21 protein-coding genes, 1 pseudogene and 1 other annotated feature (1 of these 23 cut by a window edge) are annotated in these 22,561 nt (G+C 40.7%); of the genes and pseudogenes, 5 read left to right on the forward strand and 17 right to left on the reverse strand.

The genetic code is table 11. The features are described 5' to 3' along the window. Window positions 1–131 (reverse strand) — a binding site (T-box leader); it reaches 83 nt to the left of the window's first position. A gap of 51 nt (window positions 132–182) precedes the next feature. The 10 genes from MHI18_RS06320 to MHI18_RS06365 form a co-directional block, all read right to left on the reverse strand. Then, the gene (locus MHI18_RS06320; RefSeq protein WP_340846540.1) at window positions 183–1,262 is read right to left on the reverse strand and encodes an AI-2E family transporter; all 1,080 of its coding nucleotides are present in this window, start codon (window positions 1,260–1,262) and stop codon (window positions 183–185) included. 634 nt (window positions 1,263–1,896) lie between these two features. Continuing rightward, a complete protein-coding gene (locus MHI18_RS06325) occupies window positions 1,897–2,085 on the reverse strand; it encodes a hypothetical protein (protein WP_040376073.1) in 189 nt (62 codons plus the stop codon). Between the two features lie 21 nt (window positions 2,086–2,106). After that, complete coding sequence (locus MHI18_RS06330) at window positions 2,107–2,571, reverse strand: PRC-barrel domain-containing protein (RefSeq protein ID WP_340846541.1); 465 nt, start codon at window positions 2,569–2,571, stop codon at window positions 2,107–2,109. Window positions 2,572–2,621: 50 nt separating this feature from the next. Then, window positions 2,622–3,626, reverse strand: coding sequence for a nuclease-related domain-containing protein (locus MHI18_RS06335; protein ID WP_340847596.1), 1,005 nt, complete (start codon window positions 3,624–3,626; stop codon window positions 2,622–2,624). A gap of 167 nt (window positions 3,627–3,793) precedes the next feature. Then, entirely contained in the window at window positions 3,794–6,223 is a 2,430-nt protein-coding gene (gene recD2 / locus MHI18_RS06340) for an SF1B family DNA helicase RecD2 (protein ID WP_340846542.1), read from the reverse strand. A gap of 32 nt (window positions 6,224–6,255) precedes the next feature. Continuing rightward, window positions 6,256–6,921 (reverse strand): tetratricopeptide repeat protein, encoded by a 666-nt coding sequence (locus MHI18_RS06345; protein WP_340846544.1) that lies wholly within the window; start codon window positions 6,919–6,921, stop codon window positions 6,256–6,258. Window positions 6,922–7,524: 603 nt separating this feature from the next. Continuing rightward, window positions 7,525–8,640 (reverse strand): tRNA 2-thiouridine(34) synthase MnmA, encoded by a 1,116-nt coding sequence (gene mnmA / locus MHI18_RS06350; protein WP_340846545.1) that lies wholly within the window; start codon window positions 8,638–8,640, stop codon window positions 7,525–7,527. 22 nt (window positions 8,641–8,662) lie between these two features. Beyond that, a complete protein-coding gene (locus tag MHI18_RS06355) occupies window positions 8,663–9,805 on the reverse strand; it encodes a cysteine desulfurase family protein (protein WP_340846546.1) in 1,143 nt (380 codons plus the stop codon). A 17-nt stretch (window positions 9,806–9,822) separates the two neighbouring features. Continuing rightward, window positions 9,823–10,248 carry a cysteine metabolism transcriptional regulator CymR gene (cymR, locus tag MHI18_RS06360; protein ID WP_340846547.1) on the reverse strand — a complete coding sequence of 142 codons (426 nt, stop codon included), beginning with the start codon at window positions 10,246–10,248 and terminating at the stop codon, window positions 9,823–9,825. 246 nt (window positions 10,249–10,494) lie between these two features. Next, on the reverse strand, window positions 10,495–11,304 hold the full coding sequence (locus tag MHI18_RS06365; protein WP_340846548.1) for a hypothetical protein: 810 nt from the start codon (window positions 11,302–11,304) through the stop codon (window positions 10,495–10,497). Window positions 11,305–11,489: 185 nt separating this feature from the next. Between MHI18_RS06365 and MHI18_RS06370 the strand changes: the two genes are divergently transcribed. Further along, window positions 11,490–12,761: a replication-associated recombination protein A gene (locus MHI18_RS06370; RefSeq protein WP_340846549.1), complete on the forward strand. Its 1,272-nt coding sequence runs from the start codon at window positions 11,490–11,492 to the stop codon at window positions 12,759–12,761. 3 nt (window positions 12,762–12,764) lie between these two features. On the opposite strand, the gene MHI18_RS06375 is transcribed toward MHI18_RS06370, so the two are convergent. The 5 genes from MHI18_RS06375 to MHI18_RS06395 all read right to left on the reverse strand — a co-directional run bounded on the left by MHI18_RS06375 (window position 12,765) and on the right by MHI18_RS06395 (window position 16,424). Beyond that, complete coding sequence (locus MHI18_RS06375; protein ID WP_340846550.1) at window positions 12,765–13,391, reverse strand: DUF2642 domain-containing protein; 627 nt, start codon at window positions 13,389–13,391, stop codon at window positions 12,765–12,767. 81 nt (window positions 13,392–13,472) lie between these two features. Next, entirely contained in the window at window positions 13,473–14,327 is an 855-nt protein-coding gene (locus MHI18_RS06380) for a hypothetical protein (RefSeq protein ID WP_340846551.1), read from the reverse strand. A 254-nt stretch (window positions 14,328–14,581) separates the two neighbouring features. After that, entirely contained in the window at window positions 14,582–15,283 is a 702-nt protein-coding gene (locus tag MHI18_RS06385) for an ABC transporter ATP-binding protein (RefSeq protein WP_340846552.1), read from the reverse strand. Then, complete coding sequence (locus tag MHI18_RS06390; RefSeq protein WP_340846553.1) at window positions 15,283–15,660, reverse strand: GntR family transcriptional regulator; 378 nt, start codon at window positions 15,658–15,660, stop codon at window positions 15,283–15,285. Before MHI18_RS06390 ends, MHI18_RS06385 begins: the two co-directional genes overlap by 1 nt. 2 nt (window positions 15,661–15,662) lie before the next feature. Further along, window positions 15,663–16,424, reverse strand: coding sequence for a hypothetical protein (locus MHI18_RS06395; protein WP_340846554.1), 762 nt, complete (start codon window positions 16,422–16,424; stop codon window positions 15,663–15,665). Window positions 16,425–16,612: 188 nt separating this feature from the next. Here MHI18_RS06395 and MHI18_RS06400 point away from each other — a divergent pair, with 188 nt between their 5' ends. The 4 genes and pseudogenes from MHI18_RS06400 to MHI18_RS06415 all read left to right on the forward strand — a co-directional run bounded on the left by MHI18_RS06400 (window position 16,613) and on the right by MHI18_RS06415 (window position 21,791). Further along, a complete protein-coding gene (locus tag MHI18_RS06400; protein WP_340846555.1) occupies window positions 16,613–17,536 on the forward strand; it encodes an LCP family glycopolymer transferase in 924 nt (307 codons plus the stop codon). A gap of 582 nt (window positions 17,537–18,118) precedes the next feature. Beyond that, window positions 18,119–19,312, forward strand: coding sequence for an MFS transporter (locus tag MHI18_RS06405; protein ID WP_340846556.1), 1,194 nt, complete (start codon window positions 18,119–18,121; stop codon window positions 19,310–19,312). 628 nt (window positions 19,313–19,940) lie between these two features. After that, window positions 19,941–20,776 (forward strand): annotated as a pseudogene (locus MHI18_RS06410) (nuclease-related domain-containing protein). A gap of 112 nt (window positions 20,777–20,888) precedes the next feature. Then, the gene (locus tag MHI18_RS06415; RefSeq protein ID WP_445669955.1) at window positions 20,889–21,791 is read left to right on the forward strand and encodes a cation diffusion facilitator family transporter; all 903 of its coding nucleotides are present in this window, start codon (window positions 20,889–20,891) and stop codon (window positions 21,789–21,791) included. A gap of 40 nt (window positions 21,792–21,831) precedes the next feature. On the opposite strand, the gene MHI18_RS06420 is transcribed toward MHI18_RS06415, so the two are convergent. Together MHI18_RS06420 and MHI18_RS06425 are read right to left on the reverse strand one after the other, a co-directional pair. After that, window positions 21,832–22,038 carry a helix-turn-helix domain-containing protein gene (locus tag MHI18_RS06420; RefSeq protein WP_340846559.1) on the reverse strand — a complete coding sequence of 69 codons (207 nt, stop codon included), beginning with the start codon at window positions 22,036–22,038 and terminating at the stop codon, window positions 21,832–21,834. A gap of 10 nt (window positions 22,039–22,048) precedes the next feature. Continuing rightward, a complete protein-coding gene (locus MHI18_RS06425; protein WP_340846560.1) occupies window positions 22,049–22,540 on the reverse strand; it encodes a DUF2975 domain-containing protein in 492 nt (163 codons plus the stop codon). Window positions 22,541–22,561: the final 21 nt, after the last annotated feature.

Raw genomic sequence — 22,561 nt, forward strand, 5'->3', positions numbered from 1 at the left:
CGGCGAAACGGCAGGAATTAGCTGCACTCCGGACTAGCTTTCTGTCGACTACATCGAAATTTCCTTTCAGCCAAGGGAAATCTTCTCTAAACATATGCACATCAACATACTTTTTCCATCATTGTGTTTACGAATTATAAAAGTTCTTATGTATTGGATTATATTCATCCAAAATTTATTTGTCAATCATCGAACTGACTAGATTGCGTTTTTCCGAAATGAATCTTCGCATGCAGCACAAAAGCCTTAAGAATGGCCAGCACAGGAACAGCAATAATTAGACCTGCCACGCCTGCAACTTCACCGCCAACCAAAAGTCCAAACATAATTAAAACCGGATGCATATGCAAACTTTTCCCCACAATCAGCGGCGATAGAATATTTCCCTCAAGAAACTGTAAAACAAGGACGATTACACCCACTATTATAACCATTTTCACAGAAATAGAAGCAGCAAGAATAACGGCTGGAACGGCACCAATAATGGGACCGAAATACGGAATCACATTCGTAATGCCAATAATCGTACCCAACAGCAACGGATACTCCATCCCAACCACCCAAAAAAGGAAAGCTGAAACCAACCCAATCGCTGCACAAACAAGAATCTGTCCACGGATATACCCGCCCAGTGACGTATCGACATCACGAAGAAAAGACATCCCTTGCTTTCTAAATTTTTTTGGAGTGATGTACCAGGTCATTTTTTTAATAGCTTGAAAATCTTTAATAAAGTAGAAAGCAAGAAATGGGATAAGAGCAATAAGCAGGAAAAAATCAAAGGCCCGGAGAAAATAGCTCATAATTGTACCAGCCAATGCCTCAAGTTTACTTTCGACTAAAGCAATCATTTCGTCGATCCGCTCATGAACGCCAAACGGCCAATGTGTGGTCTTGGCTTCAATCATCTTCATCCAGCCGCGATATTGTTCCGCCACAACCGGCGCACTTTCCGCCAGCTCCCCCACCTGCTTAATAATAACAGGAATCCCGCGGTACACCGCAAATCCAATCCCCCCAAAAAACAAAACATAAATCACCACAATCGACAGACCACGGCTCATCCCCTTCACATGAAGAAACTCAACAACCGGATGCAGCAAATAACTAATAAACGCTGCAGCAGCAAACGGAATCAGCACCTTCACCCCCACACCCAGCACAGGACTCCAAAACGGCTTAAGCTTCATAAACACATAAAGAACAATAAATAATAACAACAAAAACCCCAACCGATAAAACCACTTAAGCCGAATACTCAACCCGCATCCCTCCCAAACCTAGTTTCCGTGAAAAGTGGAGAAATTATGCAGGAAGGCGGGGTATATTTGGAGCGGACTGGATGTTGTTCCTCCCGCTTCCACATAGACAGCTGGGAATTCTTTGATTTGACCCTTTTTTGGAAACTAGACACCTTCCTCTCCCAATTTTCTATTCTTAGTTACTATTTTTTAAGCAAACCACTCTTCATTTTGGTTCTAACTACCTTTTATTGTTCTACGAACTGGTTTTTGATCCTCAAGCTTCATTTTGGTTCTAACTACCTTTTATTTCTTCTGCGGACTGATTTTTGTTCCTCCAGCTCCCACCTCGACAGCTGGAAACTCTTTGATTCGGCCCATTCTTTAAAACATTCGGCCCTTCCCACGAATGATTCGGCCGTTTTCCCACTTTATTCGGCCCTTTTTGATAAACATTCGGCCCTTGTGAAATTCTGGTAACAGACCATAATAAAAAGACCCGCCAACTGGCGAGTCTTTATAGCAGAGATTTTATTTTTTTGCGTAGTTTTTTTATTTGACGCTGCCGTTTTTTTGGATCTGTTATCATATCTAGACCTATACCTATGAAATTACTTCGTGATCGTCTTCGCATAATAAATACCTCTTTCAAGTTTTACATGGTAAAGCGGCGATCTTGTTCATCAAACAAGTCGTCCAACGAACTTAAGCTCCCGTCTTCTTCGACTTGATGAGTATTAATCATTCCTTCTGAAACCGTCATTTCGATATAGCATCCCCAGCAATAATATTGATTCACACCAATTTTACCAATATCTTTGCTGCTGCAATTTGGGCATTTCATTTCCATTTTCCGGACACCTCACTATTCATAGACCGAAACAATGATGGCATCCTCCCCGAGAGACGGCGGCTGTTCAGACCGCACTAATCTTTTACCCTCTGTAAGCTCAGAGAAAAATCCATCCGTCGTTTCATACGCTATGATTGTGCCCATTTTTTCCAAAAAATATACATCATGCAGAAGCCCAAGCGCATCCCCGGTATCAGAAAGGACCATCTTTCCAAACACACTATCATGGACAAACCTTACTGAATTCTTTGGTGGTTTCTGCTCGCAATTTCCATCGCTAACGATAATACCCTCTGATCCAAAGGCCATGACTTTTTGAAGACTTATAAAGAAACTCTTTTTTAAAAAAGCTCGCTGGTGTACGATCATCCCACTAATGTGTCCATCGTCCGCGAAACAAAAATCACTAATAATACCAATATTTTTGCCTGGATGACAATATACCGGCATACCAATCAGTTGTGAAAATGTCCGCAAAGTCATCCCGCCCTTCCGAACACGTATAGTATTTGTCTTTGTAAAACTATTCATGACCTGTAAGGTTTTCCAGACGTAAATGAATGACCTGTAAGGTTTTCCAGACGTAAATGATAGAGCTTATCTTTAGTTTGTCCAGTTTTATCTAAGGAGAGATTAGCCAGAATCCGGACTGAAGCTTTCCTTGATGACAGCTGAAGAAATTCAGAGCATTCTCGGCTATTTATCGATGTTTTTATAAGAAGAAAATAATCTTGAATTGAGTTAATATGAGAATTTTTATCAGTATGAAAACACTTTGGGCATTGCCACTTCGACTTTTTTCGTTCCATTGGCAGAAAAGAGCATTGAGGACAATAGACACCTTTTAATAGGTTTACTGGTGAAATCGCGTAGGTTTCAAGAAGATTAGGTTGATGAGGAATATGCTGTTTTAGCATATATTTAGACAGTTTTTTCAATTCTTTTCGTTGTAGTTGGGGTTGAGAAAACTTACTTTCTAGTTGTTCGATCTTTAAGAGAAGAGAATTTCGATGGATTACTTTGTGAGGAACTTCCGCATTTCCAGGGTTACATTTTATAATAGTATAGGGGTTTGTAATAACTACAATTGATTCAACCGGAAGATTCAGGGTTTTCTGAGATGTGAGCCACTTTTCAAAAAGCACACGCTGTTTTTGCACCTGACGAATTGGGTCAGGGAATCCTTTTTCAATACCATTCTTTGTTTGAATTAATTGTTTAAATGTTCGATCAAAAAAAATAGTACCTGCATAATTTTTCACTTCAATAATTAAGGCAAAAGAAGCAGATAGAAGCAAAATATCAATTTGAAAATAGTGATTTTCATGCTGTAAACGAAGATCATGGAATATATAATAATCTTGTTCATGGAGAAAACTTAAATCGTAGGTTAAGGACAACTCACCTTGGTAACCTGCCCAATACCGTCCATACTCTTCCTCAATCGCATCCCGATTAGGATACGTGAGTGGCAGTCTACGTAATAAAGCCTCCAAAGCTAGTACTCTTACTGATACCTCACATCGTTTCACAATCAACTAATTACCCCCTTTTCAACACAAATTCGTCACTTTTCATCAAAATCCTGCTCAACAAAAAACTCTTTTCAGCACCCCGTCCTGCCAAATGGGGCCTAGAACTTGCGGCATTCTTCCCCTTCCCAAAATCACATCAAAAAAGCCGGAGAATATTCTCCGACTTAGATGAAGTCATCTGGGGTTACGTAGTCCATGCCGATCATGGGGTCGACTTTCATGAGTGCTTCGATATAGTCTTCTGTTGTGGCGGCGGCTGTAGTTTGGGCTGTTTCGTCTTCATCTGCAACTTGTGATTCGTCGTTCATGCTATTACCCGCAATAAGACTGCTTAGTTTTTGCTGCAGTGTAGTTTTGCGGTTTGTTTCGCTATTTCGTTCAATGCCTTGACGGAAGGCATCTTCCTCGCCGCACAAAATTAAGAAGTTTTTACTTCTTGTAATGGCAGTGTAGAGCAGATTCCGCCGCAGCATGCGGTAATAGCTTTTTACAACTGGTAAAATGACAATTGGAAATTCACTGCCCTGTGATTTATGAATAGAGCAGCAATAAGCATGTGTGATCTGTCCAAGCTCTTGCTTGGCATAGACCACTTCAATGCCATCAAATGAAAGCACCAGCTTATCAACATTATCCGTATTCTCTTTGGCATACAAGACTGACACAATATCTCCCATGTCACCATTGTACACACCGCTTTCCGGCTGATTGACGAGTTGCAGTACTTTGTCGCCTGTCCGATACACCACATCGCCAAACTTTAACTCACGCTTTTTCTTATCCGTATTGGCATTGAATACTTCTTGCAAAATTTTATTCAGATTATCAATTCCTGCTGGTCCACGGTACATCGGTGCCAAAACCTGAACATCACGGGCGGTGAATCCCTTCGACTTCGCATTCGCGACAACCTTTTCAACAACCTGAGCAATTTGCCCCGATCCGCAGCGAATAAACGAACGATCTGGCTGTTGCTTTGAAAAATCACCCGGCAGCTGGCCGCGTTTAATTTCATGGGCAAGCTCAATAATGGATGAGCCGTCAGCTTGACGATAAATTTGCTCGAGACCTACCATTGGAACACTGCCTGATGCCAATAAATCTTTTAATACTTGACCTGGCCCAACAGATGGGAGCTGATCTTCATCGCCTACCAAAATCAACTGAACATGCTCAGGCATTGCCTTCAACAGCTGATGCGCAAGCCACGTATCCACCATCGACATCTCATCAATAATAACGATTCGACCTGAAAGCGGATTGTCTTCATCATGGGCAAAACCATCCGCACCATTCCATCCAAGCAGACGATGGATCGTCACAGCTGGTAATCCAGTTGATTCGGCCATCCGTTTCGCTGCACGGCCCGTCGGAGCTGCAAGCACAAAGGGAAATGGCTCGTCCGCTTTGTATGTACCAATGTCCATTGACACACCATGAAGTTCACTGTACAGCTCAACAATTCCTTTAATAACCGTCGTTTTTCCTGTACCAGGTCCACCAGTGAGAATCATCATTGGCGACTGCAGGGCTGTTTGAATAGCTTCTTGCTGCGCCGGTGCATACTCAACACCAAGACGTTCCTCAAGCTCACCAAGTGCAAGCAAAAATTCCGATTCAGGAAATTGATCATCATATTCATCCTGGGCCAGCAATTTCTTAATACTCTTTACAATGCCTCGCTCAGAATAATACAGCGATGGGGTATAGACACGACGCTCTTCAACGATAATTTTCTTTTCTTCTTCAAGCTTAATTACTTCGGCAGATATATCCGCAAACGCAATTTCGGCTCCCTGATTATCTTCAAGCAGCACTTTTACACTTTCCAACAGCTGCTCTGCCTCCAGATAGACATTTCCCTCTTGAGCACATTGCGACTCGAGCGTATATAAACATGCTGCCTTAATTCGATCTGGGTGACTGCCGTTCAAGCCAAGTTGAGAACCGAGTTCATCCGCTCGTCCAAAACCAATCCCTTCAATATCTTCAACGAGCTGATAGGGATTTTTTTGTAACAAACTAATCGTTTCTTGCTTGTATGTTTGATAGATTTTCATCGACAACTGGGGCCCAAACCCATATTGATTCAGGGCAATCATCACTTGCTCTAACCCTTGGTGCTCAACGAGTGTATCGTAAAACGTCTTTGCTTTCTCACCAGCAAGTTTTGGAATGCTGTCAAGCAACGATGGTTGAGCAAGAATCCGTGAAATGGCATTTTCACCAAGCGTATCAACAATGCTTTCAGCCGTTTTTTTACCGATTCCTTTAAATAAATCGCTCGACAAATAACTAACAATTCCGTCCTTCGTCTGCGGCATTTCTTTTCGAAAATGCTCTACATGAAACTGAAGACCGAATCGCGCATGCTCTTTCATATTCCCGTAAAACGTATACGATTCATCCTCATGGATACGTGGAAAGTAGCCGGTGACGACTGCTTCTTTTTCCTCGTAGCTCAAATTCGTCTCATCGACTCGAATTCTAACAACGGAATACATATTTTGTTCATTATGAAAAATCGTCACCAAATGGCGCCCCTTCATAAACGGCTTCTCTTCACTAAAGAGATCCATCGAATCCTGCACCATCTTACTCCCCTCCTTTTTGCATCCTCTCGAAATTAATTTTCAGCTTTGAAATTTTCCATCAGTTTCTTTCCATTTGCCGCTAGCATATGGTCCGGCTGCGCCTCAAGTGCCTTCTCAAAATACGTAATGGCTAAGTCAGCATCTTCTTTAAACCCAGCATAAGCAACTCCGAGGTTGTAATATGCATCGGCATGCCCAGGATCCTGTTCCACTATGATTGTTAACTGCTTAATCAATTCTTCATACAATTCCGCATTTGCTAAACAAAGGGCAAACTGGAAGCGAGCATCCACATCATCGGGATTCAACTCAACTGCCCGTTGCAAATATGGCATTGCAAGCTTCGCCTGATCTAACTGCTGAAGCGTCATACCTAGCATAAAGAACGTATCTGATGTTTCAAGGCCTGTACGGATCGCCTTCTCAAACATATCCTTGGCTTCGATAAATTTATCACCATCGAAATATAAATTCCCCAGTGAATAATAGGCAGCACCAGCTTTTTCATCTAATTCAAGAGCTTTATGATAAAAAGACACCGCGCGATCTGTTTCCCCCACGGCAGTCAAGACATTCCCAAAATTTATGTAAGCTACCGGCTCATTCGGATTTTCCTCAATTGCCTCCGAAAAAACGCGGACTGCATCTTCATACTTACCTTCTTGCATAAACTGAATTCCTTGTTGATTTTTGTCCATTTTTTTCACACTCCATATAATTGCTAAGACTTGATGTATCTACGAAAAGTATACCATTTAACAGGCAAAAGACACAAAACGTCTTCATTTAGATTTTTTTTATAAAACACAACAAGCTATTATAGTAAACTTTTTGAAGGGAGGTGTCGTTTTGAGAAGATTTCTCTTAACTGTATTGCTCTTAGGTAATCTGTTCTACATAATTAATTTTCTTAGCACTTATGATACGTTTAAACTAAACAATCTATGGATTCTCTTTTTTAGCATCAGTTTATATCTTTCTATACTTTTTTTGATTCGTTCGAGAAAGAAATCTGGTTATAGCCCTTATCTATCCATTTCAGTACTCGTGACTAGCATAAGCTGCCTAGGCTCCTTCGCTTTTCTATATTTGGTCTCTAACCTGTTGGGATAAAAAAATTAAGCAACCCTCAAGAGCTAGTCTTGAGGGTTTTTGTTTGTTAATACATTCGCTCAAGCAGCAATATCTGCTTTCTCCACTGGTTGATTCTGCTCAAACTCGGGTTCATTCTTTCTTGCGACCTAGCTATCCGCTGAAAATCAAAAAAATCCCCAGCGATCTTCAGCTGGGGATTTCATCAATTAACCTACGTAGGTTAGTTTTTGGTCATTTTTGAAGACTTCATCGATGGTTCCGCCGCCGAGGCAGATTTCGCCGTCGTAGAACACGACTGCTTGGCCTGGGGTGATGGCACGGATTGGTTCGTCAAAGATGACTTTTGCGTCTCCGTTTTCAAGTACTTTTACGGTTACGCCGCTGTCCGGTTGACGGTAGCGGAATTTCGCTGTGCATTTGAATTCTGTCGCTGGTGCGTGATTTGCGACCCAGCTGACGTTCACGGCTGTAAGGGAGTCTGAGTATAATTTTTCGTGGTGGAAGCCTTGGCCTACATACAAAATATTGTCCTTCAGGTTCTTACCAATTGCAAACCAAGGTTCACCGCTGCCGCCGATTCCAAGACCGTGGCGCTGGCCGATTGTATGGTTCATCAAGCCGTAATGTTTTCCCATTACTTTGCCATCGAAAGTTTCCATATTACCAGGCTGTGCCGGCAGATATTGTCCAAGGAACTCTTTGAAATTACGTTCGCCGATAAAACAGATTCCTGTTGAATCCTTTTTAGCAGCCGTTGCAAGTCCAGCTTCTTGGGCAATTTTCCGAACCTCAGGCTTTGCAATGCCGCCAAGCGGGAACATTACTTTTGACAGCTGTTCTTGCGTAAGTTGGTTAAGGAAATAGGTTTGATCCTTATTCTCATCAATTCCGCGAAGCATTTTGTAATCACCATCACGGAATTCAACTTGCGCATAATGACCGGTTGCCAGGTAATCGGCTCCTAGGCTCACTGCATGCTCAAGAAACGCTTTAAATTTTATTTCTTTGTTGCACATAACATCCGGATTAGGCGTCCGGCCCGCTTTATATTCATCTAAGAAGTACGTAAACACCTTGTCCCAATATTGCTTTTCAAAGTTTACAGCATAATAAGGGATTCCAATTTGGTTACATACAGCAATAACATCATTGTAATCTTCTGTCGCGGTACAGACACCATTTTCATCAGTATCATCCCAGTTCTTCATGAAGATCCCGACTACATCGTAGCCTTGTTCCTTCAAAAGCAAGGCTGCAACTGACGAATCAACGCCTCCTGACATCCCAACAACGACACGAGTGTCCTTTGGTGCTTTATTCATAATGAAACTCCTTTTTAACTCTTTATTTGACCAATCTGTTGATGATTGTAACTGTTTCTTCCGCTGCTTGGCGAATTTCCTGCTCAGTTGTATTAAAACCAAAACTAAATCGAATCGAATTTTTTGTTCGTTCATCATTCTTGCCAAACATCGCAACAAGGACATGCGATGGCTCAATTGAACCGGCCGTACAAGCAGATCCACTAGAAACAGCAATTCCAGCAAGGTCCAAATTAACTAACATCGACTCCACATTCGTTCCTGGAAAACTTACATTAATTACATGCGGCAGCGCATGCTCAGGTGAACCGTTAATTGAATAAGCAATCCCTGCTCGATCAAACACATCAATCATCATGTGTTTAAATGACTGATACCGAGCACTTTTTTCCAATAGGCTCTGCTGTGCAATCTTCACTGCCTCAGCAAAACCAACGATTGCCGGCACACTTTCTGTTCCTGCACGGCGTTTTCGTTCTTGATCACCGCCAAGCTGATGAGGCTCGTGCTTAATACCCTCGCGGATATATAAAAAGCCGATTCCCTTTGGCCCATTGATTTTATGGGCAGAAACCGACAGTAAATCAATTCCCAACTCATTGACATCAATTTTGACCACACCGTAAGCCTGTACGGCATCAGTATGGAAAAAAGCAGGATGATTTCGCATGATGCTGCCAATCTCAGCAATTGGCTGAATCGTTCCTACTTCATTGTTCCCAAACATGATTGAAACAAGTATCGTATCCTCACGCAACGCCTGTTTAAGGTCATCCAAGGAAATCAATCCTTGTTTATCGACCGGTAAATACGTCACCTCAAAGCCTTCTTTTTCAAGAAATTGGGCCGGGTGAAGAATCGCATGATGCTCGATTTCTGTCGTAATAATATGCTTACCGCGTTGCTGATACGAATGAGCAACACCAATCATAGCTGTATTATCAGCTTCCGTCCCGCCGCTCGTAAATACAATCTCTTGACGGTTTGCACCAATACTAGCCGCAATCTCCACTCTAGCTTCATCCAAACTATGACGCGCCTCTCGGCCAAATGAATGGATGCTTGACGGATTACCGAAATTCGCCGCCATCACACTCATCATCCTGTCAATGACGGACGGATGCATGGGCGATGTTGCGGCATGGTCTAAATAAAATCGTTCCACTTCCACGTCGCCTCCATTTAAATATAAAACATATAGGAATCTTGTTCGCCTTCATCTTTATAATTAGCCAGGTCCTCAATGGTTGTATTATCAAGCACATCTTTGACCGCGTCACGAATACGGATCCAAAGCTGACGCTTAACCGGCTCTTCGTCCTCAATTCCCTCAACAGGCGAAATTGGCCCTTCAAGCACACGAATTACATCACCTGAGGTAATTTGTCCCGGCTCTTTCGCCAGAATATATCCTCCATACGCACCACGAATACTCCGGACTAAACCAGCATTTCGAAGCGGAGCAATTAGCTGTTCTAAGTAGTGTTCAGATAAATCATTATTCTTCGCAATTGATTTTAAGGATGTTGGACTTTGTCCGTCACCATAATTTTTCGCTAAGTCGATCATAATCGTTAAGCCGTAACGGCCTTTAGTTGATATTCTCATTCTTAACACCTCTATCTTTTCACAGTTTCACCTGACAATACGGTGTCTTTATCTATCTGTTTTCTCTCATCTTATCTATTAATAGGCTCTAAAAATTATAGCATATTCCCAGTACAATTGCATTTACCCATCCTTACTATATCGATAGGGATTTAAAACTAAAAAAATCACCTTATCACTGAGGATAAGGTGATTTTTACTTTAATATCTCAACTTGAAAGTCTTTTTCATAAAAAAATCTTCCTTTTACAATTCCATTCTGTTCACTTCGTCGATCAAACCCATTTTCTGCATCTCAAGCTTCACCAATTCCTTTAATTCATCATCTTCCTGTATAAGATAAAAAAATTGCAAATTTCGTATAGTCGCTAATTTGGTTTCATCGTCATTCCGCTTAAAAAAATCCTCCAGTTCTTTTAAATTGATGATTGAATCACTATTCATAGGAAATGTTTCTTGATTGAATCCTGCATGATTGCTTACAATGCCTAAGGTATCAAAAGTTTGAATGGGGGCCACTTTTTTTCTGTGCTCAGGTACAATTACTTCTACGTATTCATATAAATCATCAATCGATTTTCGGTTTAGTTTCTGTTGAATCCTGTCGCAGATATAGGTGCTTTGTTCAGTGGATTCTTCTTTAGCTACCCAATCTAAAAACTCATGATATTCCTCTTTTGTTGAATAATCGAGTAGGTTCTCAATAGTCGAGGCATCTTTCAGAGTAAGGACTACATCTATAAATTCTGCAATGTTTCTAGCTATGATTTTCACATGATTCCCGAAGTTCATGGGGCTAATACAAACGATGAAAGCTTCTTCTAAATTCTTCACCCTGCCAAAATCAGTGAGGAATCCATAGTGGATCCCATCAGCTCCTATTCTTGCAAAGGGAATTACATCATAGGGAGTGACGTCATAAGCATAACTTTCATCTAGTAAGAAAAGAGATAACTGATCGAATAAACTAACTCCCTCCTTCTGCAAGTCCAGATCTATGTTAGTCAACATCTGAAGAGCTTGAGGGAATTCTTTGTATTTTCCTAGAAAATCCATAATCTAACGCCTCCTATAAAAGAAATATTGGTTAGTACTATATTCAGTAACTTTCATTCAAAAGCCTGCTTATTTTCTTATCTCCATCTATTAAATAGAAATCATCTTCTACCCTATCTTTAGCCTTTTTTTCGACTTAGCGGTATAATTCCGATACATGAAATAGTAAGGTGGGGGTGAGGACGATGAGTATTAAGCCGCTTGCTTTTCGGATGCGGCCTCGGTCAATTGAGGAAGTGATTGGCCAGCAGCATCTGGTAGGCGAAGGAAAAATTATTGAACGGATGGTGAAAGCTAAGCAGCTTTCATCGATGATTTTATATGGACCGCCTGGTGTAGGGAAGACGTCGATTGCCAGTGCGATTGCTGGGAGCACCCAGTTTGCTTTTCGGACGTTAAATGCCGTTACTAATAATAAGAAGGATATGGAAGTCGTTGCAGCTGAAGCGAAGATGTCTGGTAAAGTCATTCTGCTATTGGATGAAGTCCATCGTCTTGATAAAGCGAAACAAGACTTTCTGCTGCCTTATCTCGAGAACGGGATGATTACCTTAATCGGAGCCACAACGAGTAATCCCTTTCATGCGATTAATCCTGCCATTCGCAGCCGATGCCAAATTTTTGAGCTGAAGTCGCTTGAAATAGAAGACATAATTACTGCACTTGATCGAGCGCTCATCGATGACAATCGCGGTCTTGGCAGTTACCAAACTGACGTGAGCAGCGAAGCACTCAAGCACTTAGCGACCGCCTCGAACGGTGACGTCCGCAGTGCACTTAATGCCCTTGAACTCGCCGTGATATCGACTACGCCTGACCAGAACGGAACCATTCACATTGATGTTGATATTGCGGAGGAATGCATTCAGAAAAAGAGCTTTTCGCATGATAAAGATGGCGATGCCCATTATGATGTTCTTTCAGCATTGCAAAAATCAATTCGCGGCAGTGATGTGAACGCAGCCCTTCATTATTTAGGCAGACTGATTGAAGCGGGTGATCTCGTCAGTATTGCCCGACGGCTTGTTGTAATTGCCTACGAAGATATAGGTCTTGCCAGTCCGCAAGCTGGTCCTCGGACACTCGCTGCTGTTGAAGCAGCAGAAAGACTCGGTTTTCCAGAAGCACGGATTCCACTCGCTAATTCAGTGGTTGAGCTCTGTCTCTCCCCAAAATCAAATACCGCGTACTTAGCAATTGATGCCGCACTTGCCGATATACGTGCAGGTCACAGCGGTGATGTACCCGATCATTTGAAAGATGGTCATTACCAAGGAGCAAAGGAACTGGGTCGAAGCATCGGTTACCTGTATCCTCACGATTTTGATAACGGCTGGGTCGAACAACAATATCTTCCGAACAAACTGCTTGGAAAGCAATACTATAAACCCAAAAAAAGCGGGAAGTTTGAACAAGCTCTAGCCGCCGTTTATGAAAAATTAACGCGTAAAAAATAGGGATTATGGAATATAAAAACTGCGTATATGCCTAATAGACAAATAAGTTTCATTACCATGAGCAGTAATAAGACCGACTAGACCGTCTTCCACACCTAATAATGTGCCAGATTTCTGCGGAATGTCACCTAAATTAAAGACGACCAATTGCCCATTTAATTTTTGTATCTGCTCCTCAAACGTTCTTGACAGGGCAAGTTTAGAAGGCTGGAAAGCCCTTTTAACTTGTCCATACGGCGCGTCCATATCATTGAAAGTCATACTTTTCACGTGATCCATTGAGATGAATATGGTTTTATAAATTGGAGAATAAAAGACAAAATAATTGTTCATGATACTCATAATATAGCCATACAACACTGTGTTTCCCCCAAGAATCACGTGAACATTGCGTCCTTTTGCACTCATTAATGATTTGCGAAAGGACGTTTTTCCGTTGCATTCAAGTCTTGGATCTTCATCCTGCCCATCCAACAAAATCTCTTGAATGTGTCGAACGGGAATGTAGTGAATGTGACCCTTTTCAGAAAGAATTATACAATCTGATCCAGCATCTAGTAAGAACCCTTGTCGTTCAATCATTTCAGAAAGATGCACCAAAATGTAGTGTCCTAAGTATGTGGTTAACATAGATAACGCTCCTTTTGAATAGCCTGTACATATTTCAAGAATAAGGAAGGCACAGCAGCAGCTGTACCTGTGGTAGATCGTTTAGCGATTAGTGTCAGCTTGTGCTGCCTGTGCCCGCGCAAGACTTTCCCGTAAGATATTTCTATACACATTACTTCTTGAACTGTTTCTAGTAGAGACAGTTGAGGAAGATCTAGCGTTGTTGTTTTGAGAGTTAGAATTTGAGTTGTCATCAGAATTCTCATCCTCTGAATCATCGTCTCCTCTTCCTTGGATTGGAACAGCGATTGATTGCAGGTGGAATGTAGACACATAAAATACTTCCTTATCATGAACAATGACAAGTGTTTCTGCATCAAACTCCGTCAACACACCCTCGATCTTATCTGGTCCGTTATTAACGGTCACCCATTGGCGTCTAAGTTCTTCAAGAAGCAGCGGAAACGTGACAGCAGCAACATACTCAGGATCAAGCTCAAAGAATGGCGCACACTCTCTTTCTTCTTGCTTCACTGCATTCACACTTTTAACATGTTCAAGCGAATACATCACAAGGCCATCCTTTTTCGTTTCCAAGGTCAAGAATTCAGTATTTACAGCTAACAGCTTGCCTACACGTGATGCAGGACCGCCGCCATTAATTTGTACATTTCCTTGTAAAAGCTCAGTAAACACTTCTGCAAATGTTCCAGAAGCTACATCAAAATTCAATTCAGGGTAATCTTCAGGTTTTATGTTGGCTTTTGTATCTTCAACCACAGCCTTCACATGTCTTAATTGATAGTAGACCACCTGCTGATCCTTTGTTTGCAGCGTAAGAAAATTTTCATTAGCTGCAAGCAGCCTTCCAACTCTTGAATCGGGACCTGCCTTATTAACTTTTATAACTCTCCCGACTAATTCAGTTAAATATGTCAAAGTAATTGTATCTGCCATATTCCATATGCCTCCCATAGTTGTTTGTACTTTAGTGATAGTCATACAGCATGTATATGCGCCTTGTTCCTTTATGGCATATGCACTTACCCACTATTTCAGTAAATCGTTATATGCCTATGGAGAAACATTTGAATATCTGTTGTTTTTTCGTTGTAAATACGCTATCTAATAAAAACCAAACTACTATTATACTTATTCGCCCCTAGCTCCCAATGACAATAAAAAAAACACCGCATGCGGTGTAATCGAGTTTAGGCTCCTGCGCGCAGGATGCTTTTCATCCATTCTATGATGGATTTACCTTGGGTCGAATGGATGACTTCGACGGGTTCCTTTGCGATGATTGATCCATTCTTAATGATGGCGACTTCATCGAGGAGTGTTTCTACTTCATCAATTTCGTGTGTGGTCAGAATGACGATTTGGTGTTCGTAGTCAATAAATGAAAGTAAACTTTTCACAACGGCTTCACGGACCAGTTGATCGAGTCCGGAAAACGGCTCATCAAGCAGTACCACCGGAGTATCGCGAGCCAGCGCAAGTACTAGTCGTAAGCGGCCGCGGTATCCCTTTGATAATGCCTGTATCCGTTTCGTACGATCAAGCTTCATCATCTCGAGCATTTTAGCAGCTTTTTCAACGTTAAAGTCGTCAAACTGTGATTCATAATAATGAAGCATTTCGTCAACAGTATACATGGGATAAAAGAAATCAAGCTCCGTCATATACGAAACACTTTTCGCAATTCTTCGTGTCACGCTTTCATTCATGACCGTCACTTCCCCAGAATCAGGTTTAACAAGTCCAGCAATCAACTTCAAGGTTGTCGACTTACCACTGCCATTCTCACCAATTAAGCCATAAATTTTCCCTGGTTCAAACGTAATCGAAACGTCTGTTAACGCCGCAAGATTTCCATATTTTTTACTAACATTCCTTAACTCTACTGTCATTACGCTTCACCCTCCCGTTTTGAAAAAAACTGCTGCAGCCCTTCAAGCATCTCGTCCTTAGTCAAACCAATTTCATTCATACTTTCCACAAACTCTTCCACAATGCCTGTCTTGATTCGATTTCGTAATTCAACAACCACTACTGGATCATTCTTTACATATGTTCCTTGACCCCTTTTCGTTTCAACCATTCCATCCCTCTCCATCTCTGTATAAGTTCGTTGAATAGTATTCGGATTAACCCCCATTTGAACGGCCATATCCCGAACCGACGGTAATTTTTCACCATGTTTAATTTCACCGCGGACGATGGAAAAGTAAATACGATCCACTACTTGTAGATAAATCGGCTTTGATGCATGAAATTCATCTGACATTTTTATACCTCAAGCTTTCTATCAAATACCCAGCAAGCAAGATAAAACAAGCCTACAAAAATTATGGTATCGATGGAGAATGTCAAAAGGGAAAAATCAATAACCTCACCAGCTAACGTGAATTCTGTCATATCTACACTAAACGAATTAAACTGAAAAATAGTGACCCTGGCAATTTTATCTAAGGCTTGATATAGACTTGTATTTTGAATAAATTCTAAAAGATAATTTATCCCGAAAAATAGAATGATAACAATCAGCCATCGGATATTTTTTATCTGAGGAAATTTCGCTAATGCATGATACACCACCCACAGCAGCAAGCATTGTACGGCAATAACTAGACTTATAACGGTAATGACGCCCAATACGATTCCTATCTCATATAGTCCATATCCTTGCATCTTTTCATTGGATAACACCATAACAACCAGTACAACAGCTGAGAATAATAAAGAAATCAAATGAAGTCCGAGTCCAGTAAGCATCTTTGATCCGAGCAATAGGATAGACGATTGTGGATTATGCAGCCAAAGCTGTGATTTTCCTTCGACATTAAGAAGTGTTAACAACATAGCAGGAACCATTAAAATATGAATCAGCAGTAAAGGAATAATCCCAACAAACATGATTCCAGGCAAATGGTAGTGGTTGCCCAGCAGGTACGTAATCAATACTAAAACCATTTGCAGCAACAACAGCCAAACCAGCGATTTCCTCCCTAGTTTCCACTCCTTCTTCATCAATCCCATAAATGGCTTCATACAGCCAACTCCTTCCAAATATTAGTGTTCTAGTGATATAGTACACTAAAACGTTAAAAATGTGCAATACTTTTTTAATAAATACTCTAAAAAGAACAAATTCGTATTTTACTCAATAAAACCTCATATCTTTTTCTGGATTTGTTCTTTATAATGAAGATATTATAATTAGAGAAAGTGGGATCGTAATGACTAAACGAAAAAAGAAACATCCTTGGCTCAAATTTTTTGGATTTGTTGTCTTATTTTTCATTCTTGTCGGAGGCGGCTTAGCTTATTATGTCTATCATTCTCTTACAAATACGGTAGCCACTATGCATACTCCTATTAATCGCGAAATCTCAGAAAAACGTGTAGAGCCAGTTTCCTTACAAAAGCAGCAGCCATTTTCAGTTCTATTGCTGGGTGTGGATGAACGAGAAGGAGACCGCGGCCGCTCAGATACCATGATCGTTATGGCCGTTAATCCGACTCTGAATACAACCAAACTACTCAGTATCCCACGTGATACTCGGACCGATATTATTGGCAAAGGCACAGTGGATAAAATTAATCATGCTTGGGCGTTCGGTGGTCCAGAGATGTCAATGGATACGGTTGAACATTTCCTTGATATCCCGATTGATTATTATGTAAAGGTAAATATGAAAAGCTTTAAAGATATTGTCGATGCAGTTGGCGGTGTCACGGTTGAGAATTCATCTGCTTTCACCACCGGTGATCAAAAATTCCCGGCTGGAACACTTACGTTAAACGGAAAAGAAGCCCTTAGCTATTCACGTGAACGGTATTCTGATCCAAACGGTGATTTTGGCAGACAGGAACGTCAGCGTCAGATTATTCAAGCCGTTCTCCAGAAAGGCGCTAGTATTTCATCGGTCGCTAATTTCAGCGATATTCTTTCTGCACTCAGTAAAAATATCCAAACCAATCTGGAGTTTGACCAAATGGTAGATATCCAAGCCAATTACCGTTCTGCTACCGAATCGATCGTACAAAACACGATTAAAGAAACAGGGCAAAAAATTAACGGTGTCTACTATGGAATTGTTGATAATACTGAACTGCAAAAAGTTCAAAACGAATTAAAAACCCAGCTAGAAATTGAATAAATTTATTTTCTAGGAAATATTACGCTATATTTCGTCTTTTTCTTCTATATAAATCTTTCATTTACTTAGGGGATATACTATTTGAACCTTGCTTTGACAAATTCCTCATTTCTCTACGAATTTTGTAGTTAATTGATTAGTTTAATATAGAAGAAAAGGCGGTATTATAGAGTTACATAATTAAATTACCATTTATGACAGATTTTGTTGATAGAATCATCATTTTTTAAGAAGGGGTGGGTATATTGAAAATTAAAGCCGGTAATTGGATCATGCTTACACCACAAGAAAAAATGTTTATCTTACAAGCAATAAGCAAAACGAGATTGGAACAACTTGCATAACTTCTTACTTTTTGATTATTGAGAGGAAAGGTGAGAAGTCCATGCAGAGTATACATGTCAATGAAGACAGCCCTCTAAATGGGGCCTAAAAAGGAACAGCACCCAATAAATTTGGAGCTGTTCCTTTTTGCTGTGGCAAAAATATTTAGGAATACGAAATATATATTCTCAATCCATAGCATATTCAACTTTTTTCTTGTAAAATAGGCTTTGAATAAATACAAGGAGGATTTTACACTTGAGTACACTAACTAAACCAAGTCCTCTCAGCACGGATAAAATATGGACACGGGATTTTGTTTTAATTTGTGTGGCCAACTTTTTCATTTTTTTAGGCTTTCAAATGACCCTGCCAACCATCCCGCTTTTTGTCACTCATTTAGGTGGAAGCGAACGTCTTATCGGCGTTGTTGTTGGGATTTTCACCTTTTCTGCCTTACTGCTTCGACCATTAGCCGGCAAACTTCTTGAAAGCAAGGGACGCCGTTTCGTCTTTCTAGTCGGACTTATTATTTATGTCATCTCAGTCGGCTCGTTCGGTTTTATGGGAAGCATGGTATTTCTCTTTGCGATGCGGATTGTTCAAGGAGCAGGCTGGGGTTTCTCATCCACTGCCTCTGGGACCATCGCTACTGACCTGATTCCAGCAAAAAGGCGCGGCGAAGGAATGGGCTATTACTCCCTTTCCGGAAACCTTGCACTTGCCATGGGGCCATCACTTGGACTATTGCTTGTGGGCGCCGTATCATTTAAAGTTCTCTTTCTCATTTCTGCTGGGTTAGGTCTAGCTGCCTTCCTCATTGCAACAACGCTTCGGTATACAGAAGTGGAAAAGGGCGCGGTAAAAACAACGACCATCAAATTTGATTTCTATGAAAAAACAGCATTACCGCCATCGATTTTATTATTATTTATCACGGTCACCTTTGGCGGAATCGCAACCTTTTTACCGCTGTACGCAGCACAAAAAGGCGTATCCGGAATTCAGTGGTACTTCTTGATTTATGCACTATCACTAATGTCCACTCGCCTTTTCGCTGGAAAGCTCTACGACAAACATGGACATAAATTTGTCTTTATTCCATCCGTCTTTTTAATGATTATCGCCATGTTGCTGCTCGCCTGGCTGCCAAGCAACACCGTTCTATATATCGCGGCAATCTGTTACGGATTTGGATTTGGATCCGTCAGCCCAGCACTACAAGCTTGGTCGATGGAAAAAGCGGCTCGCAACCGTAAAGGAATGGCCAACGCTACCTTCTTCTCCTTCTTCGACCTAGGAGTTGGAATTGGAGCCATCGTATTCGGCCAAATCGCCTACATGTACGGCTATGCCAGCATCTACTGGACCGCCGCAGGCTCCGTCTTCCTATCCCTACTATTTTACCTATACATCCTAACGAAAGAACACAAACAAGGAAGCGCACATTGAGGCGCTTCCTTTTGTTTTTATTTATTGAAAATGGCGTACAACTTGATGTTGTTTTGCACAGATCTCCTCTTACTGGTCTATGAAAATAGGGTATCTTTCTCTTGATGACTCCTTTTTCATAACCCCGAACACCCAAAACGCCCTTTGCACACTTTTTGGCTAGTTTTGCACAGAAAAGTCACTGATTTGCACACTTTTTACTGGTTTTTGCACAGAAATCAGCTCCAAATGCACAGAAAATCCTTTGTTTTGCACAGACCTCCTCTTACAGGTCTATGAAAATAGGGTATCTTTCTCTTGGTGACTCCTTTTTCATAACCCCGAACACCCAAAGAGACGTCTGGGGGTGGTTTGCCTATTGAAAATGACTAACATTCGATTAAATGACGCATGTTCACAACCCCGTTATTTTTACCTTGTGTGCAGGAGTTTTCTATGACGGCGGAGAATTTTTAACAGAACTATAATAACAGGGGGGATATTTTTGTTTATAAAGCCGATCAAGCCGCCGCTTTCCATTCAAGTTTTAGAAGCCCTTGTACGACGTCTACCACCAAAACACCCAAGGATAGAGGAGATTAAGGTAGAACTTCGAATAACCAAGGCAGGTTATCGAGGTGAACAATCGTTGGATTACTTTTTAGGTGCACTTTCTTCAAAAAAGTACTCAATTTTTCATGATCTCCGCTTACCATATACCCCCAATGCTGAACCCTATTACTATCAAATAGATGTCCTGCTCGTTTGTTCAACCCATCTTCTCATTTTAGAAGTAAAAATTATGCCGGTACACTTTTCTTCGATCGTGAATTTTCGCAACTTATCCAAACAAAAGATAATCTGGAGAAATCATTCACTGACCCCATCTCCCAAGCGAAACGACAACAATCCCTGTTAATAGCTTGGTTAAAAGATCACAATTTTCCTCAGATTCCTGTTGAATGTCTTGTGGTCATTTGCGGTACCAATACCATTATAAAAAGCTCACCCGGTTACGCTGATACTAAACAAATCGTATTACATAAAGAAAATCTTTTTTCAAAAATTCAAGCCCTTGAAACAAAATATAAAGTAGAACAACTCCTACCGAAAGACCTTCGAAAACTTTCCAAAGTGCTGCTCGCTCAGCACACTCCATCTTACCCAAATCTCCGTGAAAAATATTCGATAACGGAACTCGATTTTTTAAAGGGTGTCACTTGCCCTGCTTGCTTTGCTCTCCCCATGGTCCGTAAACGTTCTCACTGGACATGCCCTCAATGTAATCACTTTTCTACAAATGCCTATCATTTCTCCTTACAGGATTTTGCTATTCTAATAAAATACAACCCCACACTCTCTGAAATTCAGGACTTTTTACAATTACCATCTCGTCATATTACCTACAGACTTATAGCAAAATCTCCTTATCCACGAATTGATTCGAAAAGGTATCAAATTGTTTCCCAAGAGAAACTTTATTAGTTCCACATTACTTTTATAGGATAACGTAAAAAGATTGCTATAGACTTATACGATTGATTATTGATAAGATGTTCAAGCGATATTATGATAGAACTTTTTTGGAGTGATGAAGTTGGTTGCAAGAGATTCAGTTGTTCATAAGGTAGCCGTCATAAGTGTTGCCTTTAACGTACTATTAATGTTAGGCAAACTATTCGTCGGTTATTTTAGCGATAGTGATGCCGTTTTTGCTGATGGTATTCACTCCGCAGCAGATGTTTTTGCATCAGTTATTGTTTTATTAGTATTAAAAATAGCCAGTAAACCTGCTGATGACGAACATCCATATGGACATGGAAAAGCGGAGATTCTTGTTTCTGCATCTATTGGAATAATATTATTTTTAGTTGCCATCTACTTAGTTTATGAAGCCATAGCGGGCTTTTTCCATCCAGTCAAAGTGCCCGGTCTAATCGCATTATGGACAGCCTTGCTTTCATATGCCATTAAGCATTGGCTATACCGTTATTCATTAGCTGTAGCAAAAGAACACCGGAGTAACGCTATCAAAGCGATTGCCCTCGATCATAAGGCAGATATTCTTGCATCAGTTGCCGCAGCATTAGGTGTTGTTTTGTCTATTATCGGAGACAAACTAGACATGTATTTTCTCCTCTATTCGGACAAAGTAGCCACCATCATTGTCGGCTATCTCATTTTTAAAATAGCAAAAGAAATGCTGATGGAGTCGGTTGATATCCTACTAGAACGAAATGTGAATATCGATACCCTTCAGGAATTCGAGAAAGTCGTCCTCAGTTTTGAAGAAGTACGAAGGATAGACAGTATCCGAGCCCGAGAATTGGGTGCCTATGTGTTAGTCGACATTAGGATCAGTATTGACTATTTCAAAAATATTAAAGAAGGACATGACCTCACACGAGATATCCGTAATCAATTAAAATCAAAGCACGATAATATATCAGAAGTATTAATTCATCTAAACCCCTATTACGTTAATGATCAAGAGGAATAAAAAAACCGGCGCAGATTAAGCGCCGGTTTTTTTGAAGTCATTATTCACTTTTATATTCTAGAAGGTCACCGGGCTGACAATCCAAGGCCTTACAAATGGCTTCTAACGTGGTTAGTCGTACCGCTTTTGCCTTTCCATTTTTCAAGATAGAAAGGTTAGCCATTGTTATCCCTACCCGCTCCGATAGTTCTGTTACGCTCATTTTTCTTTTAGCCAACATTACATCAATATTGATTATTATTGCCATGTTAGTCACCTCAGACTATTAAGTCGTTCTCTGATTTTATATCGATGGCTTCTTTTAAAAGTCTTTGTAAAACAGCTGCAAAGACGGCAATCACCAAGGGAGCAAAGACCATGACCATTCCGAGTAGGATGAGCCCTGGCGCGTCATCTATCTCAGCAAGAATATATACGAAAGGAAGAACAATCACATAGAATCCACTGATTGTGAGGGCACAGTTTTTAATTTTCTTTAGAGCTAGTACAGATAAATCCGAGAAAGCTTGGTTTCTGTCAATATAACTTAAAAGGGTAAAAGATTGATACAAAGCGAAGTAAAATGGGATCGCCGTAATATACATAATCGTTACTATTCCATATACCACATAAGCTAAGTCCGAACCTTTATCGGCTGCCTCATTTGCTTCATTCACTATCTGAGGCAACAAAAAGATACACAATGCAAGAACTGGAATCCCCATAAAAATTACTGCTGCCTTCAAAAAGAGTGTTGAACTTCGTTTCATAAAAATCACCTCATTTTATTG

It is taken from the genome of Peribacillus sp. FSL H8-0477 (genome assembly GCF_038002765.1).
In the GTDB taxonomy this organism is placed as follows: domain Bacteria; phylum Bacillota; class Bacilli; order Bacillales; family DSM-1321; genus Peribacillus.

Coding starts and splice junctions, on each gene's coding strand:
- MHI18_RS06325 (WP_040376073.1), bottom strand. CDS start 2,085: ATGAAATGCCCAAATTGCAGCAGCAAAGATATTGGTAAAATTGGTGTG.
- recD2 (WP_340846542.1), bottom strand. CDS start 6,223: ATGGTGCAGGATTCGATGGATCTCTTTAGTGAAGAGAAGCCGTTTATG.
- MHI18_RS06345 (WP_340846544.1), bottom strand. CDS start 6,921: ATGGACAAAAATCAACAAGGAATTCAGTTTATGCAAGAAGGTAAGTAT.
- mnmA (WP_340846545.1), bottom strand. CDS start 8,640: ATGAATAAAGCACCAAAGGACACTCGTGTCGTTGTTGGGATGTCAGGA.
- cymR (WP_340846547.1), bottom strand. CDS start 10,248: ATGAGAATATCAACTAAAGGCCGTTACGGCTTAACGATTATGATCGAC.
- MHI18_RS06365 (WP_340846548.1), bottom strand. CDS start 11,304: ATGGATTTTCTAGGAAAATACAAAGAATTCCCTCAAGCTCTTCAGATG.
- MHI18_RS06370 (WP_340846549.1), top strand. CDS start 11,490: ATGAGTATTAAGCCGCTTGCTTTTCGGATGCGGCCTCGGTCAATTGAG.
- MHI18_RS06375 (WP_340846550.1), bottom strand. CDS start 13,391: ATGTTAACCACATACTTAGGACACTACATTTTGGTGCATCTTTCTGAA.
- MHI18_RS06380 (WP_340846551.1), bottom strand. CDS start 14,327: ATGGCAGATACAATTACTTTGACATATTTAACTGAATTAGTCGGGAGA.
- MHI18_RS06385 (WP_340846552.1), bottom strand. CDS start 15,283: ATGACAGTAGAGTTAAGGAATGTTAGTAAAAAATATGGAAATCTTGCG.
- MHI18_RS06390 (WP_340846553.1), bottom strand. CDS start 15,660: ATGTCAGATGAATTTCATGCATCAAAGCCGATTTATCTACAAGTAGTG.
- MHI18_RS06395 (WP_340846554.1), bottom strand. CDS start 16,424: ATGAAGCCATTTATGGGATTGATGAAGAAGGAGTGGAAACTAGGGAGG.
- MHI18_RS06400 (WP_340846555.1), top strand. CDS start 16,613: ATGACTAAACGAAAAAAGAAACATCCTTGGCTCAAATTTTTTGGATTT.
- MHI18_RS06420 (WP_340846559.1), bottom strand. CDS start 22,038: ATGGCAATAATAATCAATATTGATGTAATGTTGGCTAAAAGAAAAATG.
- MHI18_RS06425 (WP_340846560.1), bottom strand. CDS start 22,540: ATGAAACGAAGTTCAACACTCTTTTTGAAGGCAGCAGTAATTTTTATG.